Below are 17,314 nucleotides of genomic sequence, written 5' to 3'. Positions count from 1 at the left end.
CTTGGACTAGACCCGTTATCTTTACGTGACATTCCTTGGAGCTACCCCGGGGGGCGAGCGTCAGTCCTGGGGCGGTGGGTCGTGAGGGGTGCGGTCCTGGGCGGGGTGGCCCTGGGCGGGGTGGCCCTGGGCGGGGTGGCCCTGGGCCGGACGGGCCTGGGCCGGACGGTCCTGCGGGCCCAGGTGCGCGGTGAAGCTGAACCGGTCGCCGCGGTAGAGCGTGCGCACCCGCTCCAGCGGCCGGCCGGCCGTGTCGCGCGAGAGCCGGTGGATCAGCAGCATGGGCAGCGCCGGCGGGGTGCCGATGAGCAGCGCCTCGCGCGGCGTGGCGAGCACGGTCTCGATCCGCTCGTCGGCGTCCCCGAAGGCGATGCCGAGCCGGTCGCGCAGATAGGCGTAGAAGGAGGAGTCCGGGTCGAAGTCGCGGTCCAGGCGCGGGGCACGGGCCTCGGAGACGTACGTGCTCTCCAGGCCGACCCGCTCGTCGTCGGCGAGCAGGACGCGCTCCATGTGCCAGACGGGCTCGCCGCTCGCCACGCCGACCTCCGGGGCGAGGCCCTCCGGGCAGGGGAAGCGCTCCAGCGAGATCAGGGAACGGCCGGGCCTGCGCCCCTGCCGGCGCACGCCCTCCGTGTAGCTGGCGAGCGACAGCGGCTGCTCCAGCTTGGGCCCGGCGACGACGGTGCCCCGGCCCCGGCGGCGCAGCCGCCCCTCCAGGAGCAGCTCGCGCAGGGCCTGGCGGACGGTCTCCCGCGACACCTCGTAACGGACGGCGAGATCGCGCTCGGTGGGCAGGAGTCCGCCCTCGCCCAACTCGTCGACGAGCGCCGCGACCTTCGCCTTCACGGCGTAGTACTTCGGGATGCGGCCGTGCTCGGGGATGCCGGAGCGGATGGGGGCGCCGGGGTCGTTCTTCTCCACCCGGTGATCGTCGCAGACCGGGGTGAACGGAAAGGTGTACGGGAGGGGGTACGGGGCGTGGCCTACGGGTTGCGGAAGCGGCGGACGAGGAGGACGAGCGCGGCGCCGGCCGCGACGAGGGCGGCCGCGGCGGGGGCGTGACGGAGGGTGGACTCCCGGCCGGACTGGGCGAGTTCGGGGAAGCGCGGGTCGACGCCGGTGCCGGGGGCGGTGGGACGGGCGGGGCCGGACGGGTCCGGGGACGGGGCGGTGCCGGGGTCGAGCCCGGCATCGGCGTCCGGGTCGGCGGGGCCGATGGCCAGCCGGTAGCCGCCCGACTCGCCGACCCAGTCGCCGTCGTCGCCCCGCCGCTGGACGACGGCGGCGTTGACGACCACGTCGTCGTCCGGCGCGGCGTCGGCGCGGAACGCGAGGCGTACGGGAACGGTGAGGGTGCCGCCCGCGGGCACCGCGAACCCGCCGAAGGCGGGGGCGGTGGCCGTGGAGGTGGCGGGGGCGGAGGGGGCCGTGGGGGTGGCGGGGGTCGAGGGGCTCGTGGGACTGGCAGGGCGAGTGGGGCTGGTGGGGCGGGCGGGGCTGGTGGGGCTCGTAGGACTGGCGGGGGTGGCGGACGGGCTGCCGTCGGCGAACACGCCCACGTTCTCGGCCCGGTCCGTCGCCTCGAAGGCCACCGGCCGCCACAGCCGCGCCTCCTCGTCGTAGAACTCCGCCCGGATCTGCTCGGGCTTCAGCGACCGACGGCTGTCGACGAGGACGAGCACCGGGTGGACGCCCCGGCAGGGCGCGGCGGTCCTGTTGCCGAGGACCAGGTGCCAGGTCCGGAAGGTCCCGCCGGCGGCGTACTCCTCGGGCCCGCCCCGGATCCCGGCCCCCAGCGGGAATTCGGGGTCGGCCGCGTCCCCGCAGGTGGGCGCGAGCGCGGCGAGGGCCGGGGCGGGGGGAGCGGGCGGAACGGGGACGGCCGGTGCGAGGACCGCCGGGGCGGGCCCGGCCGGGAGGACGGCGGCGGGGCCGGCGGCGGCGGTCAGGGCGTGGGCCACCGGGACGGTGGCGGCCGTGGCCAGTGCGGCGAGGGCGAGGGCGTTGCGCAGTCGCATGAGGGGCGGTGCCTTTGCTGCTCGCGGACGTACGGGACGCCCGCGACGCTGCCACGCGGGGCGGGGCGGTCCCGGAACCGACGCGGCCGCGACCGCCGTACGCACCGCGCATTCCGCCCGATCAGCCTATGGAACGATCATGGGACCATCGGACGGGCCGGGAGTCCGGTGCTCGCCGGGGCCCCGGACGGCTCCTTGCCGAAGACCGGCGCCAGGACCAGTTGGGCCGCGCCCTCGGCGACCGCCTGGGGGGTTCCCGCGACCTCGACGTCCACCGGCAGCCCGAGGCCGTCCAGGACCGCGCGGGTCCCGCGCGCGTACGCCTCGGGGGCCGCCAGGACCGCCCGGCCGCCCAGCAGCACCCGCTCGATGTCGAGCAGCCGCACCAGGTTGGCCGCTCCGGTCCCGAGCACCCGGGCGGCCTCGGCGAGGTCGCCGCGCGCGAGGGCCGCCAGGCACAGGACCTCCAGGCAGCCGCGCCCGCCGCAGTCGCAGGGCGGCCCGTCGAGCTGCACGGTCTGGTGACCGAGTTCCCCCGCCCCGGTCCTGCCCCCGCGGAGCACCGCCCCGCCGAGCACGAGGCCCGCGCCGAGACCCGTACCGAGGTGGACGTACGCGAACGAGGCGGGTGTGCCGGGGCGCAGGGCGAGGCCCAGGGCGGCGGCGTTGGTGTCCTTGTCGAGCACGACCGGCAGTCCGAGCCGCCGCGCCAGCTCGTCGCGCAGCGGGAAGCCCTCCCACTCGGGAAAGCCGGTGACCCGGCCGGGGGTCCCGGTCCGGTGGTCCAGAGGCCCGGGCATGGCGACCCCGACGCCGAGCACACCGAGCGCACCGGGGGCCCCCGCGCCCGCCCCGACGCCCGTGCCCGCTCCCGTCCCCACGCCCGCCGCTCCCGTCAGCGCCGCGATCTCCGCCCCCACCGCCGCGAGGACCGGTTCTGCGCCCGCGCCGAGATCCAGGGGGGAGCGGCGTTCGGCGACGCGTTCGCCCGCGAGGTCGAGCAGGACGGCGGTGAGCTCGTCGCGGTCGAGGTGGAGTCCGATCGCGTACGCCGCCGCCGGAACGAGCCGCAGCACGGTCGCCGGCTTGCCGCCCGTGGACGCGCGGCGCCCGGCGTCCGTCACCAGCCCCTCGGCCCGCAGCCGTGCGGTGATCTTGCTGACGGCCTGCGGGGTGAGGCCGGTGCCGGCGGCCAGCTCCAGGCGGCTGACGCCGTCCTCCCCCGCCGCGCGGAGCAGGTCGAGCACCAGTGCCGCGTTGTGGCTGCGCAGCGCGGGCAGGTCGGCCCCGCCGCCCCGGCCCGTACCGCCGCCACTTCTGCCCCTGGCCCAGCCCCCGAGGCCGTTGTCCCTGTTCACCAGGCCATTGTGCCGGTCGCTTGCACTTTGGCAACAGCGTTGCCAAAGTAGTCCGTATGGTCACCCCCCTCCGCGTCGGACTCGTCGGCTACGGCCTCGCGGGCTCCGTCTTCCACGCCCCGCTGATCGCCGCTTCCCCCGACCTCGTCCTCGACACGGTCACCACCGGCAACCCGGAGCGGGCCGCGCAGGCCCGCGCCGAGCACCCGGACGTGCGGGTCGCCGCCTCGCCTGAGGAGCTGCTCGGGCGGGCCGACGAGCTCGACCTGGTCGTGGTCGCCTCCCCGAACAAGACCCATGTCCCGGTCGCCACCGCCGCCCTGAAGGCCGGCCTGCCGGTCGTCGTGGACAAGCCGCTCGCCGGGACGGCCGCCGAGGCGCGCGCGCTCGCCGCCCTCGCCGACGAGCGCGGCCTGCTCCTCTCGGTCTTCCAGAACCGGCGCTGGGACAACGACTTCCTCACCCTGCGCGCGCTCCTCGCCGACGGCGCGCTCGGCGAGGTCCAGCGCTTCGAGTCCCGCTTCGAGCGCTGGCGCCCGCAGCTCAAGGGCGGCTGGCGCGAGTCCGGCGCGCCGGAGGAGATCGGCGGGCTCCTCTACGACCTCGGCAGCCATGTCGTCGACCAGGCCCTGGTCCTCTTCGGCCCGGCCGTCCGCGTGTACGCGGAGTCCGACGTGCGCCGCCGGGGCGCCCAGGCCGACGACGACACGTTCTTCGCGCTCACCCACGCGGGCGGCGTGCGCTCGCATCTGTGGGTGAGCGCCACCACCGCCCAGCTCGGCCCCCGCTTCCGGGTCCTGGGCAGCGAGGCCGGTTACGTGAAGCACGGACTCGACCCGCAGGAGGCCGCCCTGCGCGAGGGCCTGCGCCCGGTGCCGGGCGGCGTGTGGGGCCGGGAGCCCGAGGAGTTGTGGGGCCGCGTCGGTGCCGGCGAGTCGCCGCTGACCGGCGGCGGCACGCCCGTCGAGACGCTGCCGGGCGACTACCCCGCCTACTACGCGGCCGTCGCCGCCGCCCTGCGCGGGACGGGCGAGAACCCGGTCACGGCGTACGAGGCCGCCGCCGCGCTCGACGTCCTGGAGGCGGCGCGGATCTCCGCCCGCGACGGAGTGGCGGTGGCGCTGTGACTCCCGCGAACCCCGTTGCGAGTTCCGTTGCGAGTTCCGTCGAGGAGCTGGAGGCGCAGGAGGCCCGCCTGGTCCTTCCCCGCTTCACGTACGACGACGCCTGGACCCTCGGCACGATCCTGGTCGGACTCGCGCGGGAGCGGCGGGCACCGGTCGCGATCGACGTGCGGCGCGGCGCCCAGCAGCTCTTCCACTGCGCGCTGCCCGGGTCGAGCGCCGACAACGACGCCTGGATCGACCGCAAGCGGCGGGTGGTGGAGCGGTACGGCGTGAGCTCGTTCCTCGTCGGCGCCCGGTTCCGCACCAAGGGCACGACCTTCGAGGCGTCCTCCCGCCTGGACCCCGACCGGTTCGCGGCACACGGCGGCTCGTTCCCGATCGCGGTCACGGGCGCCGGCGTCATCGGCTCGGTCACGGTCTCGGGCCTCCCGCAGGCCGAGGACCACGCGCTGGTCGTCCTCGGCCTGGAGCGGCTCCTCACCTCGTACGACGACGCTGCCGGCTGACGGAGACGAGGACGCCGCCGCTCACGACGAGGGCGACGGCCATGACACCGGCGAGGACCTTGGCACCGGCGGAACCGGATCCGGTGTCGGGGAGCTCGCCGCCTCCGGTGCTGTGACCGCCGGTGGCGTGACCTCCGGTGGCACCTCCTGTGCTGTGACCTCCGGTGGTGTGGCCTCCCGAGGTCTGACCGCCGGAGGTCTGACCGCCGGTGACCGCGCCGCCGTCGGAGGAGCCGCCGTCGGCACTGGAACCGCCATCGGCGCTGGAACCACCGTCGGAGGAGCCTCCGTCCGCGCTGGACCCGCCGTCGCTCGCACCGCCGTCGGTCGCACCGCCGTCCGCCGTGCCGCCGTTGCTGTCCGGGTCCGGGTCCGGCGTGGGGGTGGGGGTGGGCGTCGGGGTGGGTGTGGGTGTGGGCGTCGGGGTGGGCTTGCTCTCGCCGCAGGACGGCAGGTCGCCGTCGAACGGGTACGCGTGCAGCTCCTGTCCGCCGCCTCCGCCCGCCACCGAGGCGTGGGTGAGCGAACCGCTGGTGTAGAAGCGCCCGTTCATGCCGGGCATCGTCACCGTCGCCGTACCGGACGGCTCGCCGATGAGCACGCTGCCCTCGAACTGCCCGCTGCCCTCGAAGGTCACGTCCTTCGCGTCGGGGAAGTTCCACAGCAGCCGCTCGCGCAGGCCCTTCTGGAAGCCGTTGACGTACGTGTCGACGGTCCGCCGCGCGCCGAGGACGTTGACGAGGACGGTCGCGCCGTCCGGGATGCGGCGGAAGGACAGCCCCTGGGAGCCGCCCCGGGCCGACTCCAGGTCGAAGTCGACGGTGAAGACCTGGATCGCGGACCTGCCGTCGCCGGTGAAGACGGTCTCGCCGCCCTTGTTGACGGCCGTGCCGGTCGCGGTGCGCGGCACGCCCGCCGCGTACGCGTAGCAGCGGCTGGCGGCGGTCAGCCGGCCGCGCAGGCCCTTGTACGGGTCGGCCGCCTTCGGGTCGGCGACCGCCTTGGGACTGACCGTGCCGGTGAGCGTGCCCCCGTACCGTACGACTCCGTGGACCACGCCCTCCTCGGCCAGGAGGCGCTGGCCGGGGGCGACCGTGACATCGCCGCCGGTGGTGAGGAAGGCGGAGTCGTTGTCGGGCGGAACGCGTGAACCGACGCCCGCGACGCCGACGTTGTAGACCTGCGAGGCGCCGGGCCGCTTCCTCATGTCGAAGTCACCGAGGACCACGACCTTGCCCTCCGCCTCGGCCGCCGCCTCGCGGACCCGGAGGTCGCCGCCGACGAAGACGTTGATGTTGTTGTCGCGGCCCGCGACGAAGCCGTTGTGGATGTCCGGGTACGGGCCGGGGCAACTGCCGGGCAGACAGGGGCCGAGGCCGTCCGGGAGCGGTTCGGCGACGGCGGTGGCGGCCAGGACCCCGGCGAACAGGGCGGCGCCGGCCACGGACGAGGCGGCGGGCAGCAGTCGACGACGCCGGTGCGGTACGGGTGCGCGCATAGGCGGCAAAATACGCACAAACCGGGCGGGAATGGCGACGCCTCGCGCCCGGCACGGCGAAGGCGTCCCCCGAACGCCCCGCACGCACCGACCGGCCGCGATCGGCCCCGCGCGCCCCGACCGGCCGCCATCGGCCCGACTGGCCGAGACCGGCTGCCCGGCCCGGCGCCGGACCGGGCTGGGGCAGGCCGGGCCGGACCGGATCCGGCCGGACCGGGTCAGGCCGGGCGCTCAGACCTGGCGACGGGTCACGCGCTCTTGAGCTCCTGGCGCTGCCGGCCCAGGCCCTCGATCTCCAGCTCGACGACGTCGCCGGCCCGGAGGTACGGCTTGGGCTCCGGCTGCCCCATGGCGACACCCGCCGGCGTACCGGTGTTGATGATGTCGCCGGGGTAGAGCGTCATGAACCGGCTGACGTAGCGGACCACCTCGGCGACCGGGAAGATCTGGTCGGAGGTGTGGCCGTCCTGCTTCAGCTCGCCGTTGACCCACAGCTTCAGGCCGAGGTCCTGCGGGTCGGGCACCTCGTCGGCGGTGACCAGCCACGGGCCCAGCGGGTTGAAGGTCTCGCAGTTCTTGCCCTTGTCCCAGGTGCCGCCGCGCTCGATCTGGAACTCGCGCTCGGAGACGTCGTGGGCGAGGGCGTACCCGGCGACGTGGGCGAGGGCCTCCTCGTGGGTCTCCAGGTAGCGGGCGGTGCGGCCGATGACGATCGCCAGCTCGACCTCCCAGTCCGTCTTCACCGAGCCGCGCGGTACGAGCACGGTGTCGTCCGGGCCGACGACGGTGTCGGCGGCTTTGAGGAAGACGACCGGCTCCTCCGGGATCGCCGCCCCGACCTCCGCCGCGTGACCGTGGTAGTTCAGCCCGATGCACACGACCTTGCCGATCCGGCCGACCGGCGGGCCGACCCGCAGCCCGGTCGCGTCGAGCGCGGGCAGCACGCCGGCGGCGAGGGCGGCCCGGATCCGGTCGAGCGCGGCCCCGTCGGCGAGGAGACTGCCGTCGATGTCGTCGACCAGTGCGGACAGGTCGCGCAGCGTCCCGTCCTGGTCGAGGAGGGCGGGCCGTTCGGCCCCCGCCGGGCCGACACGCAGCAGCTTCATGGTCTTCTCCCTGTGGTCGAGGTGGCCCGGGGAGCGGGCCGTGCTGAGCCCCGGCCGATGGAGTGCGGCCATCGGACGATTGGTCGATCCTCCAAGAGAAAAGGACACTCTGCAAGACCCCGTTCACACCCTGGACCCTTACGCGGGAGTAACCGCGCCCCCCTGCGTACCGCCCGCCGCGCCGTCTGCCCCACTGCCTGTCGTGCCTCCCGCCGTGGGCATGTCCCGGTAAAGGAAGGCGCGCTCCACGGCGGTCCAGGTGGTGCTGGTCACGATGTAGAGCGCGGCGGCCAGCGGCACGACGGCGACGGAGATCAGGGTGGCGAAGGAGAGCAGCGGCATGAACCGGGCCAGACCCTCGGCCATCCCCGCGCCGGGCTGTCCGGGGTCGACGGCGCCGAGGGCGAGCGTGGCGTTCTGCCGCTTGGCCGTGCGGTAGTTGAACGTGGCCACGGCGGCGACGATCACGAAGAGGACGAGGTAGACCAGGCCCGCCGGGCCGAAGGGGCCGCCGTGGGCGAGGGCGTCGGCGTAGTGGTCGTCGAGCGGCGCCGCGAGGAGGCTGTGGCCGGCCATCCGCCCGCTGGAGAAGAGGTGGAACATCAGGAAGAAGGCGGGCGCCTGGAGCAGGCTGGGCAGGCAGCCGGCGAAGGGCGAGACCTTCTCGGCGGCGTGCAGCTCCATGACCGCCTTCTGGAGCCGCTCGGGGTTCTTGGCGTGCTTCCTGCGCAGCTCGGCGAGCTGCGGGGCGAGCCGGACGCGGGCCTTCTGCCCGCGGGCGGCGGCGCGGGAGAGGGGGTGGACCGCGAGGCGTACGGCCATCGTGAAGAGCACGATGGCGGCGGCGGTGGAGGCCGTGGCGAACAGCGGCTGGAGCAGGTCGGCGAGGTGCTCGACCAGGGAGGCGAAAACGGACATGGGAGCCCTCCGTGGGGTCTCGTCGTGCCGGAACGTTCAGGGGTCGGCAGGACGGAACCGCGTGGGGGGCTCGGAATCCGAGCGCGTTTGCGCGATGCACGCGGCACACGGCGCTCGGCACACAGTGCCCGGCGCCCGGCGCGGCGGCGCACGGCGTGGTGCGCGATGTGTGGTGCCGGGTCCGAATGCTGGGTGCCGGGTGCTGGGTGCGCGCGGTGCGCGATGTGCGAGGTGGTGCCCCTACGCGGCCGTCGGGAGGGGACGGCCGGGAGCCCGGGGCCTGCGGCGGCCGGGGGCGTCGGGATCGCGTTGCGGCAGGAAGGCGGTGCGCCGCGCGCGGTCGCGCAGGGCGGTGCGCACGCGGGTGGGCGGTACGGGCAGGGCCGTACGGGCACCGATCAGGGCGCAGACGAAGGCGGTGGCGGCCATGGCGAAGGCCGTGGAGAGGCCCGCGCCCTCGGAGAGCAGGAGATCGGCCACGGCGAGGAGGAAGAGGAGCGGCGCGAGAACGCGCAGCAGGTGCCGATGGAGCATCTCTTCCTCCTTTCGCATCGTCCGACCGTTATACACGACGACTTTCGGGCGCCGGGAGTTCCAGCGGGGCGAGAAGTCGGCGCGGGCCGAGGAGCGCCCGGCCGACCGGATCCGAGGGGTCCGGATCGAGGCCGGCGCCGGGCCGCATCTCGATGTCGGCGGGGTGGACGGGGATCCGGCAGGCCGGGCACTCGCCGTACGGGCCGAGCTCGGTGCCGCAGTCGACGTGGTGGAAGTGACGCATGGGCGCGGTCCCGGGCAGGTGCTCGCGCCCCCACAGTCCGAGCGAGCGCAGGACGGGCCACAGGGCGATGCCGCGCTCGGTGAGCACGTACTCGTCGCGCGGCGGCGCCTGCGAGTAGCGGCGCCGGTCGAGGACGCCGGCGTCGACGAGGGCCTGGAGGCGGGCGGCGAGGACGGCGCGGGGGGCGCCGAGGTGGGTGAGGAAGTCGTTGTAGCGGCGGACGCCGTAGAAGGCGTCGCGCACGACGAGGAGGGTCCAGCGCTCGCCGATGACTTCGAGGGCGCGGGCGATGGAGCACTGCTGGGTGGCGTAGTCCTTGCCGAGGGCCATGGGGAGCAGTGTAGTCGCGCGGGTTCAATGATTGAACCCATCCTGCTACGGTCAAGGTTCATTGAACGAACCGAGGTACGAGACCAGGTAAGCGAGCAGGAAGCCGAGGTCCCCGCCATGCCCCGCCGCGCCACACCATCCGCGCCGACTGCACCATCCGCGCCGTCCCCGCCGACCGCACCATCCGCCCGGGAGGCCCGGGAAGCTCGGGAAGCCCGGAAGGCCCGGGAAGCTCTCGAAGCCACGGGAGCCGCAGGAGCCGCAGGAGCCGCAGGAGACCCGACGGCCTCGGCCGCCTCTGCCGCCTCGGCCGGCGGGGCGGGCCCGCGCGCGACCCTCGCCGTCACCAGCGCCGCCACCGCGCTCACGCTGATGAACTACACGGCCCCGATGCTCACCCTCACCGACACCGCCCGCGCCTTCGGCACCCCGGCCTCCGCGCAGGCATGGCTGCTCAACGGCACCCCGCTCGGCCTCGCCGTCCTGCTCCTCGTGGCCGGCAGCCTCGCCGACGGTCACGGGCGGCGCCGGGTCTTCCTGCTCGGCACCCTCGGCCTCGGCCTCACCACCGCCCTCGGCGCGCTCGCGACCTCCACCCTCACCTTCACGCTGGCGCGCGTCACCCAGGGCGCGGCGAGCGCCGCCGTCCTCGCGGCAAGCCTGGGCCTGCTCGCCCACGCGTATCCCGCGGGCACGGACAGGATCCGGGCGACCGGCGTGTGGGGTGCGTTCGTGAGCGCCGGCATCGCGCTCGGCCCGCTGCTCGCGGGCGCCGTCGGCGATCTGGCCGACTGGCGCTGGACGTACGGGGCGCTGGGCGCGGCCACGCTGGCGGTGGCGGCGCTCGGCACCCGTACCCTCACCGAGTCCCGGGCCCCGCGCGAGGGACGCCCGGACCTCGCCGGGGCCGTGACGCTCGGTCTCGCCCTGGCGGCCCTGCTCACCGCGCTCACCCTCGGCAGGGACGGCTGGCTGCGTCCGCCGGTGGGGCTCCTGGGGCTCGCCTTCCTCGTTCTGGGCGCGGTGTTCGTGGTGGTCGAGCGGCGCGGCCGGGCGCCGATGATCGACCTGGGACTGTTCCGCCGGCCGGCGTTCCGGGCGGCGACGGCGGGGGCGCTGTTCACGGGCCTCGCGGTGATCGGCTTCTTCAGCGTGCTGCCCGCGCTGCTCCAGCGGGGTGCGGGCATGACGCCGCTGACCACGGCCTGGCTGTTCCTGCTCTGGTCCGGCACGGCGTTCGCGGTGGCGCTGCAGGCGCGCCGCCTCGCGGGCCGGCTGTCCGCCCCGTACCAACTGGTCCTCGGCTTCGTGCTCTCGGCGGCCGGGACGCTCGTCCTGTACGGCGCGCTGGCCCCGGTCGTCTGGCCGCGCCTCCTGCCCGGCCTGGTGGTGGCGGGCGCGGGCAGCGGCCTGCTGAACGCGGCGCTGCCGCGGCTGGCCGTGGACTCCGTACCGCAGGAGCGGGCGGCGATGGGCTCGGGCGCGAACAACACGGCCCGCTACATCGGCTCCGCGGCGGGTGTGGCGCTCTGCCTGGCCGTGGCGACGGCGGGCGCCGACGCGGCCCCGCTCGTCTCGGCGGCCCTCGGCCTGGGCGGGGCGGCGGTCACGCTCGCGGCGGGACGAGCCTGGCCCACACGACGAGCCGGTAGCGGGAGCTGAACTCGGGCGTGCAGGTGGTGAGGGTGAGGTAGGCGCCGGGTGTGTCGTAGCCGTACGACGGCTTGTGGAGCGACCGGGGTACGGGGGCGATGACGCCGATGTCGCGGGGCGAGGTCTGCGGGAGGGTGCGGTCGACGCGGTAGGTGTGGGTGCGCTCGCGGGTCCGGACGGTGAGGGTGTCGCCGGGGCGCAGCCGGTCGATGTGGCGGAAGGGCTCGCCGTGGGTGTTGCGGTGCCCGGCGAGGGCGAAGTTGCCGGTACGGCCGGGGGCGGCGGTGCCGGGGTAGTGGCCGGCGAAGCCGCGGTCGAGGACGGTCCGCTTGCCGACGCCGGGGGCGACGGGGACGGTGAGGCCGAGGCGGGGGATGCGGAGGACGGCGTAGGGGATGTCGGAGGACGCGGGCGGCGGCGGCCCGGTAGGCGACTGGGTCGTCGGCTCGGTCGTCGGGTCCGGGGGTGCCACGGTCGCCGGCTCGGAGGGTGCCGTGTCGGGGGGCTCCGAGCGCGGTGCGGAGGGTGAGGAGTCCCACTCCCGCTCGAGGTTGCGCACCTGGGCGACGGCGTCGGCGCGGGCCTGCCGGTTGGTCCACCACAGTTGGTGGACGACGAGGAGGAGGACGAGAACGCCGCAGGTGACGAGGGTTTCGGCGCCCGCCCAGAGGGCGCGGCCCAGGGGCCCGCGTCCCGCGCGCGCCTGGAGGACCACCGGACCGCGGCCCCGCCGCCGGGGCCCTCGCCGAACCAGCACGGCGGGCACCATAAGCGCTGGGGCGCCAACTCTCCAGGGGTGTACAGCAGTACGGTGGTCGACATGCGCCCCGACACGCCTGCCGATCACACCACCGAAGCCGAGCGTCTGCTCCGCACCGCGGGGCAGTACCCGGAGGACCGCGAACCCCTGCTGCTGCGCGCGGCGGCCCACCTGGAGCTGGCGGGCCACCGCGAGAGAGCGACGTCCCTGTACGACTCGCTCCTGGCCTCGTCCCCCGCCGCGCCCCTCCTCATCCGGGCGCTGAAGGCGGCGAACCTGTGGGAGTACGGGCACGAGGCCGAGGCCCGGGCGATCATCGAGGGCGTCCGGCGGGCCCGCCCCACGGAGCCGGCGCCGTGGGAGATCGTCGCGGAGACGCTGGAGTCACACGACGAGCTGGAGGCGTCGGAGGCCACCTTCTCGGAGGCGGCCGCCCTGCTCGTGGTGCCGGGCGAGGAGGTCTCCTTCGCGGTGCAGTCCCTCCTGGCGGCCCGCCACCGGGTCCGCCGCCTGCTGGCGCTGCCGCACGACGACCACGACGTCCTGGCGGACCGCCTCCACACGGGGGACGTGGCCCTGGACGAGCTCCACGACCCCAAGCGCCTGTGGTCCCTCGGCTCCTCCGACCCGGCCGAGCTCCAGGCCGAGATCGCCCGCCTGCGCTCCGAGCTCGGCTCCTACCGCACGGCCCTCTCCCGCCCCTTCCCGGTCGCCGTCCTCCACTGGCCGGAAGCCGAACTGGACGAGCTGCTGGCCGCCTACCCGGAGCTGGAAGCCGAGTACCCCACCTACCGGGCCCACCTCACCGACATCGAGGCGTCCCTCCGCGAACTCGCCCAGTCCGGCACCCCCAACCTGGGCATCGTCCCGGCCACGGTCCCCTCCTACGAGGCATTCGCCGCCTCCGAGTCCTCCACCCCGGCCAACCCCGACCTCCTCCCCCAATACGCCACCACCCTCGCCGCCCGCGGCCGCGCCACCCCCTGGCCCCCGGCAAGGGGCGCTGCGTGCTGGTGCGGCTCGGGGCGGACGTACGGGGAGTGCCACGGGGCGGAGTGAGACCACCCAAGTCCGCTGGGACGCGCCGAGCAAGCGGCTGACCACCACCAATCCACGGGGAGCACACTCTTGCCTGAGGAGTCGACGCACAGCACGACCGGCTATCTCACTGCCTTCACTTCGCTGCAAGTTGACCGGTCGTCGGGCCAACCGGCGCGCCATCAACCGATCGTCCTTCTCTGGGCCATGGGGCGGGCCCTACAAGGCAGGAAGCGGCTGACCTATTGGCATGAAGCCAAGAAAGAGCTGACGGAGCTGCTCGAACGATACGGTTTGCCGGGCTCAACACCCTCGCCAGAATTCCCCTTCGCCGCCTTGCACCGATCATCCCTGTGGACCCTCGAAAACCTCACGGAGGACGTCCCGCAGGCGCGTGGGTCCCGACTTCGCCCCTGGCTTGACCAGCACAATCCCCTGGGCGGCCTTGAGCTGGACTTGTACAACCTTCTCGCCAAGGACAGCGCTTTTCGCGAGCGGGCCGTCTGTTCACTCTTGCAGACGTACTTCACTGACACGCCCTGGGAAGAGATCCTTTGCGCCGTTGGTTTGCAAGATGAGCCATTCGACGGCTTCGGACCTCCACCCTACGTCCCGATAGGGACAACCTTCCCCAATCGAGATGCACTCGCGGCAGCCAATATCCACAGGCCGCTACAGGGCGGCATCTGGGGCAAGCAGAACGAAGAGGCGAAGTCCATCGTCGTGTCAGGGGGCTATGCCGACGACGAGGATTACGGCTCAGAGATCATCTACACCGGTCAGGGTGGCGTCACCGCGGGTCGCCACACTCATGATCAGACACTCACACGGGGCAACTCGGCGCTGGTGAACAGTGCAGCTTCCGGGACTCCGGTGCGGGTCATCCGAGGTGCCGGCCGCCACTCAGAACACGCTCCCCATTCCGGCCTGAGATATGACGGACTTTATCGGGTCGAGGACTACTGGTCGGAGCGCCGCCGCGAGGATGGGCACCGCATTTGGCGTTATCGCCTGCGTGCCGTGAATGACACTCCTGTGGCCGACGTGCCGGCCCCGCGGCCCCCTCTCCTCTCGCTGAGCGACATCGACAGCGAGTCGGAGGCACGCCCCGGCCGTCGCCAGGCGACCATCCAGCGCATCATTCGCAGCACACAGCGGGCGAACCGAGTAAAGAGACTGCACGACTACACCTGCCAGGTCTGCGGCATCCGTATCGATACACCCACGGGAGCCTACGCCGAAGCTGCTCACATCAAGCCCCTCGGACGCCCCCACAACGGCCCAGACCGTACAGACAATATTCTTTGCCTGTGCCCCAATCACCATGTCGCATTCGACTTCGGGATGCTCACCATTGAGGAGGACGGGAGTATACGCGAGCGGGGCGGCGAAAGCCGGGGGAAGCTGCGTACGGCGCAAGGGCACGTGGTGAACCCGGATTTCCTCGGCTACCACCGGGACCATCACGACCACCGAGAGAGCTAGGAGCTAGCACCTCGCTACGCTCGTACGGAAACGTCCGTTCGAGAACGAGGTGGTTCCATGCCCACACCCTCTCCCCCGCCATCGCCGCCGCCGGCCTCGTCGGTGGCTACGCCGTCGCCCGGTGGACCAAGAAGCGGCCGCTCGGTGGGGTGGTGTTGGCCGTGTCTGGTGGGGTGGCCGCGCGGGAGTGGCAGCGAGTGGCTGGGGGGAAGGCGGCGGCCGGGCTGGGGGCCGCCTATGTGGCCGCGTTCGCCGGGTCGCACCCGCTGGCGAAGAAGATCGGGGCGTGGCCGGCCGTCTTCTCGGTGGCCGGGGCCGTAGCCGGGGCCTCCTGGGCCGTCACCCGCAAGGCAAGCTGAGCCTACGGTCACGCGCCCCTCCCGGGGCCCCGCAAGCCGTCACGCGCCCGCCTCCTCGGCCGTGACCCGCGAGCCGTCACCCGCCCGCCCCCTCACCCACCCACCGCATGACTCACCGTGTGGATCAGCAGGCCCGCCAGCGCGCCCACCACCGTGCCGTTGATGCGGATGAACTGGAGGTCGCGGCCGATGTTGGCCTCGATCTTGCGGGAGGTCTGGGTGGCGTCCCAGCCGGCGATCGTGTCGGTGATCAGGGAGGTGATCTCGGCGCGGTAGGTGGTGACCACGTAGGCGGCCGCGTCCTCCGCCCAGCCCTCGACCTTCGCCTGGAGGCGCTCGTCCTCGGAGAGGCGGGTGCCCAGGGAGATCAGGGAGGCGCGGGCGCGGCGGCGGAGCTGGCTGCGGTCGTCCTCGGCGGCGGCCAGAATCAGGGCGCGCACCGACGACCAGGCCGAGGCGATGACGTCCTGCACCTCGGGGCGGGCCAGCAGCTCGGACTTCAGGCGCTCGACCCTCGCCCGGGTGTCGGTGTCGGCCTGGAGGTCGGCGGCGAAGTCCGTCAGGAAGCGGTCGATCGCGCCCCGCGCCGGGTGGGCCGGCATGTCGCGCATCTCCGTGACGAAGCGCAGCAGCTCCTTGTAGACCCGCTCCCCCACGCGCCGGTCCACGAAGCGCGGGGTCCAGCCCGGCGCGCCGCCCTGGACCGCCTCCATCACCGACTCGCCGTGCGTGACCAGCCAGTCGTGGGCGCGGGCGCAGATCAGGTCCACCGCCCGGTGGTGGGCGCCGTCGGAGACCACCCGCTCCAGGGTCTTGCCGAGGCCCGGCCCGATCTCGGCGGCCTCGGCCCGCCGGGTGATCGCCTCGCCGACGATCGCCTGCACGTCGGAGTCCCGCAGGACCGTGAGGGCGCCCCGCAGCGCCGCGGCCAGTTCGGAGGTGACCCGGTCCGCGTGCGCCGGGTCCGCCAGCCACGTCCCGAGGCGGCTCGCGATGCCGAGGCCGCGCAGCCTGCCCCGTACGACATCGGCGGACAGGAAGTTCTCCCCCACGAAGGTGCCCAGCGAGGCGCCGAGCTGGTCCTTCTTCGTGGGGATGATCGCGGTGTGCGGGATCGGCAGGCCCAGCGGGCGCCGGAACAGCGCCGTCACCGCGAACCAGTCCGCGAGCGCGCCGACCATGCCCGCCTCCGCCGCCGCGGCCACATAACCGGCCCAGGCCCCGGCGCCCGCGGACTCCGCCCAGGTGGCCAGGGCGTAGACGACCGCCACGAAGCCGAGGAGCGACGTGGCGAACGCCTTCATCCGGCGTACGCCCCTGCTCTTCTCCTCGTCCGCCGCCGTGTACGTGAAGCTCACCATCGCGCCACCACCTCACCTGCCTGCCCGTCCGGAACCGGCCTATCTGACTGACTCCCCGGCCCCGTCCCGAGTTCCCGCGTACATCTTCGCGATCACCGCCTCGATGTCCGGCTCCCGCACCGACAGGTCCACCAACGGGTACGCGGCCGCCACCGCCGCCACCACCGGCGCCGCCGACGCGTGGGACGGCAGCGCGAGGAACTGGCGCGGTCCCTCCGCCCGTACGAAGCGGGCGCCCGGCACCTCGATCGGTGCCGTCTCCCGCGCCAGGTCGACGACGAGCAGCCGCTCGCTCTCGCCCGCCGCGTGCAGGCCGGCGAGCTCACCGTCGTACATCAGGCGGCCGTGGTCGATGACCATGACCCGGGAGCAGAGCTGCTCGATGTCGGTGAGGTCGTGGGTGGTCAGCAGCACGGTCGTGCCGCGCGTGGCGTTCAGCTCGCGCAGGAACTCCCGCACCTTCGCCTTGGACACGACGTCCAGGCCGATGGTCGGCTCATCGAGGTAGAGCACGTCCGGGTCGTGCAGCAGGGCCGCGGCGATGTCGCCGCGCATCCGCTGGCCGAGGGAGAGCTGCCGTACGGGTACGTCGAGCAGTTCGCCGAGGTCCAGGAGCTCGACGCAGCGGGCCAGGTTCTCCCGGAAGCGGTCGTCGGGGATGCGGTACATGCGGTGGGTCAGCCGGTACGAGTCGCGCAGCGGCAGGTCCCACCACAGGGTGGTGCGCTGGCCGAAGACCACGCCGATGCGCGCCGCCAGCCTGGCCCGCTCGCGCTGCGGGTCGATGCCGGCGACGCGCAGGCGCCCGCCGCTCGGGGTGAGGATGCCGGTGAGCATCTTGATGGTGGTGGACTTCCCCGCCCCGTTGGGGCCGATGTAGCCGACCATCTCCCCCTTCTCCACGGTGAAGGAGATGCCGTCGACCGCTCTGACCTCCCGCTTCTCGCGGCGCAGCAGACCGGCCCGCCTCCTGACCGTGAAGACCTTCTCCACCTCGTCCAGTTCGATGAATCCCACGG

The 17,314-nt window shown here is 74.0% G+C and carries 17 protein-coding genes; 6 read left to right on the top strand and 11 right to left on the bottom strand.

Annotated elements, in window-relative coordinates:
* Positions 1 to 60: 60 nt before the first annotated feature.
* The 3 genes from ABZ135_RS07620 to ABZ135_RS07610 all read right to left on the bottom strand — a co-directional run bounded on the left by ABZ135_RS07620 (position 61) and on the right by ABZ135_RS07610 (position 3,298).
* Entirely contained in the window at positions 61 to 921 is an 861-nt protein-coding gene (locus tag ABZ135_RS07620) for a GntR family transcriptional regulator (RefSeq protein WP_356692836.1), read from the bottom strand.
* A 62-nt stretch (positions 922 to 983) separates the two neighbouring features.
* Positions 984 to 2,018: a hypothetical protein gene (locus ABZ135_RS07615; protein WP_356692834.1), complete on the bottom strand. Its 1,035-nt coding sequence runs from the start codon at positions 2,016 to 2,018 to the stop codon at positions 984 to 986.
* Between the two features lie 137 nt (positions 2,019 to 2,155).
* On the bottom strand, positions 2,156 to 3,298 hold the full coding sequence (locus ABZ135_RS07610) for an ROK family transcriptional regulator (RefSeq protein WP_356693080.1): 1,143 nt from the start codon (positions 3,296 to 3,298) through the stop codon (positions 2,156 to 2,158).
* A 134-nt stretch (positions 3,299 to 3,432) separates the two neighbouring features.
* Here ABZ135_RS07610 and ABZ135_RS07605 point away from each other — a divergent pair, with 134 nt between their 5' ends.
* Both ABZ135_RS07605 and ABZ135_RS07600 read left to right on the top strand, forming a co-directional pair.
* Positions 3,433 to 4,503 carry a Gfo/Idh/MocA family oxidoreductase gene (locus tag ABZ135_RS07605; RefSeq protein ID WP_356692832.1) on the top strand — a complete coding sequence of 357 codons (1,071 nt, stop codon included), beginning with the start codon at positions 3,433 to 3,435 and terminating at the stop codon, positions 4,501 to 4,503.
* Entirely contained in the window at positions 4,500 to 5,009 is a 510-nt protein-coding gene (locus ABZ135_RS07600; protein ID WP_356692830.1) for a heme-degrading domain-containing protein, read from the top strand. The genes ABZ135_RS07605 and ABZ135_RS07600 overlap by 4 nt, the downstream gene beginning before the upstream one ends.
* Here ABZ135_RS07600 and ABZ135_RS07595 read toward each other — a convergent pair.
* The 5 genes from ABZ135_RS07595 to ABZ135_RS07575 all read right to left on the bottom strand — a co-directional run bounded on the left by ABZ135_RS07595 (position 4,981) and on the right by ABZ135_RS07575 (position 9,639).
* The gene (locus ABZ135_RS07595; protein ID WP_356692828.1) at positions 4,981 to 6,507 is read right to left on the bottom strand and encodes a choice-of-anchor A family protein; all 1,527 of its coding nucleotides are present in this window, start codon (positions 6,505 to 6,507) and stop codon (positions 4,981 to 4,983) included. The two genes, ABZ135_RS07600 and ABZ135_RS07595, sit on opposite strands and share 29 nt — an antisense overlap.
* 248 nt (positions 6,508 to 6,755) lie before the next feature.
* Positions 6,756 to 7,613, bottom strand: a complete 858-nt coding sequence (locus ABZ135_RS07590; RefSeq protein ID WP_356692826.1) for a fumarylacetoacetate hydrolase family protein — start codon at positions 7,611 to 7,613, stop codon at positions 6,756 to 6,758.
* 138 nt (positions 7,614 to 7,751) lie between these two features.
* Positions 7,752 to 8,531, bottom strand: a complete 780-nt coding sequence (locus ABZ135_RS07585) for a YidC/Oxa1 family membrane protein insertase (protein ID WP_356692824.1) — start codon at positions 8,529 to 8,531, stop codon at positions 7,752 to 7,754.
* 240 nt (positions 8,532 to 8,771) lie between these two features.
* Positions 8,772 to 9,065, bottom strand: a complete 294-nt coding sequence (locus ABZ135_RS07580; protein ID WP_356692822.1) for a DUF6412 domain-containing protein — start codon at positions 9,063 to 9,065, stop codon at positions 8,772 to 8,774.
* Between the two features lie 28 nt (positions 9,066 to 9,093).
* Complete coding sequence (locus ABZ135_RS07575) at positions 9,094 to 9,639, bottom strand: helix-turn-helix domain-containing protein (protein ID WP_356692820.1); 546 nt, start codon at positions 9,637 to 9,639, stop codon at positions 9,094 to 9,096.
* Between the two features lie 372 nt (positions 9,640 to 10,011).
* Here ABZ135_RS07575 and ABZ135_RS07570 point away from each other — a divergent pair, with 372 nt between their 5' ends.
* Entirely contained in the window at positions 10,012 to 11,301 is a 1,290-nt protein-coding gene (locus tag ABZ135_RS07570; RefSeq protein WP_356692819.1) for an MFS transporter, read from the top strand.
* Here the strand turns inward: ABZ135_RS07570 and ABZ135_RS07565 are convergent.
* Positions 11,246 to 12,007, bottom strand: coding sequence for a class E sortase (locus ABZ135_RS07565; protein WP_356693078.1), 762 nt, complete (start codon positions 12,005 to 12,007; stop codon positions 11,246 to 11,248). The two genes, ABZ135_RS07570 and ABZ135_RS07565, sit on opposite strands and share 56 nt — an antisense overlap.
* 105 nt (positions 12,008 to 12,112) lie before the next feature.
* Here ABZ135_RS07565 and ABZ135_RS07560 point away from each other — a divergent pair, with 105 nt between their 5' ends.
* The 3 genes from ABZ135_RS07560 (at position 12,113) to ABZ135_RS07550 (ending at position 14,934) form a co-directional block, all read left to right on the top strand.
* Positions 12,113 to 13,111 (top strand): SEC-C domain-containing protein, encoded by a 999-nt coding sequence (locus ABZ135_RS07560; protein WP_356692817.1) that lies wholly within the window; start codon positions 12,113 to 12,115, stop codon positions 13,109 to 13,111.
* Positions 13,112 to 13,180: 69 nt separating this feature from the next.
* Entirely contained in the window at positions 13,181 to 14,575 is a 1,395-nt protein-coding gene (locus tag ABZ135_RS07555; RefSeq protein ID WP_356692815.1) for a YDG/SRA domain-containing protein, read from the top strand.
* Positions 14,576 to 14,655: 80 nt separating this feature from the next.
* Positions 14,656 to 14,934 (top strand): hypothetical protein, encoded by a 279-nt coding sequence (locus ABZ135_RS07550; protein ID WP_356693076.1) that lies wholly within the window; start codon positions 14,656 to 14,658, stop codon positions 14,932 to 14,934.
* 92 nt (positions 14,935 to 15,026) lie between these two features.
* On the opposite strand, the gene ABZ135_RS07545 is transcribed toward ABZ135_RS07550, so the two are convergent.
* Positions 15,027 to 16,295, bottom strand: a complete 1,269-nt coding sequence (locus ABZ135_RS07545; RefSeq protein WP_356692813.1) for a DUF445 domain-containing protein — start codon at positions 16,293 to 16,295, stop codon at positions 15,027 to 15,029.
* 39 nt (positions 16,296 to 16,334) lie between these two features.
* A complete protein-coding gene (locus ABZ135_RS07540; RefSeq protein ID WP_356692811.1) occupies positions 16,335 to 17,312 on the bottom strand; it encodes an ATP-binding cassette domain-containing protein in 978 nt (325 codons plus the stop codon).
* Positions 17,313 to 17,314 lie beyond the last annotated feature (2 nt).

The organism is Streptomyces sp. NPDC006339, from assembly GCF_040612775.1.
GTDB lineage: Bacteria > Actinomycetota > Actinomycetes > Streptomycetales > Streptomycetaceae > Streptomyces.
The sequence above is the reverse complement of the archived record's forward strand: the minus strand, read 5'-3'. Positions and strand labels throughout refer to the sequence as shown.

Bases quoted from the DNA above. Each gene is read 5' to 3' on its own strand.
- ABZ135_RS07615 (WP_356692834.1), bottom strand. From the start codon at position 2,018: ATGCGACTGCGCAACGCCCTCGCCCTCGCCGCACTGGCCACGGCCGCC.
- ABZ135_RS07605 (WP_356692832.1), top strand. From the start codon at position 3,433: ATGGTCACCCCCCTCCGCGTCGGACTCGTCGGCTACGGCCTCGCGGGC.
- ABZ135_RS07595 (WP_356692828.1), bottom strand. From the start codon at position 6,507: ATGCGCGCACCCGTACCGCACCGGCGTCGTCGACTGCTGCCCGCCGCC.
- ABZ135_RS07590 (WP_356692826.1), bottom strand. From the start codon at position 7,613: ATGAAGCTGCTGCGTGTCGGCCCGGCGGGGGCCGAACGGCCCGCCCTC.
- ABZ135_RS07585 (WP_356692824.1), bottom strand. From the start codon at position 8,531: ATGTCCGTTTTCGCCTCCCTGGTCGAGCACCTCGCCGACCTGCTCCAG.
- ABZ135_RS07580 (WP_356692822.1), bottom strand. From the start codon at position 9,065: ATGCTCCATCGGCACCTGCTGCGCGTTCTCGCGCCGCTCCTCTTCCTC.
- ABZ135_RS07575 (WP_356692820.1), bottom strand. From the start codon at position 9,639: ATGGCCCTCGGCAAGGACTACGCCACCCAGCAGTGCTCCATCGCCCGC.
- ABZ135_RS07570 (WP_356692819.1), top strand. From the start codon at position 10,012: ATGAACTACACGGCCCCGATGCTCACCCTCACCGACACCGCCCGCGCC.
- ABZ135_RS07560 (WP_356692817.1), top strand. From the start codon at position 12,113: ATGCGCCCCGACACGCCTGCCGATCACACCACCGAAGCCGAGCGTCTG.
- ABZ135_RS07545 (WP_356692813.1), bottom strand. From the start codon at position 16,295: ATGGTGAGCTTCACGTACACGGCGGCGGACGAGGAGAAGAGCAGGGGC.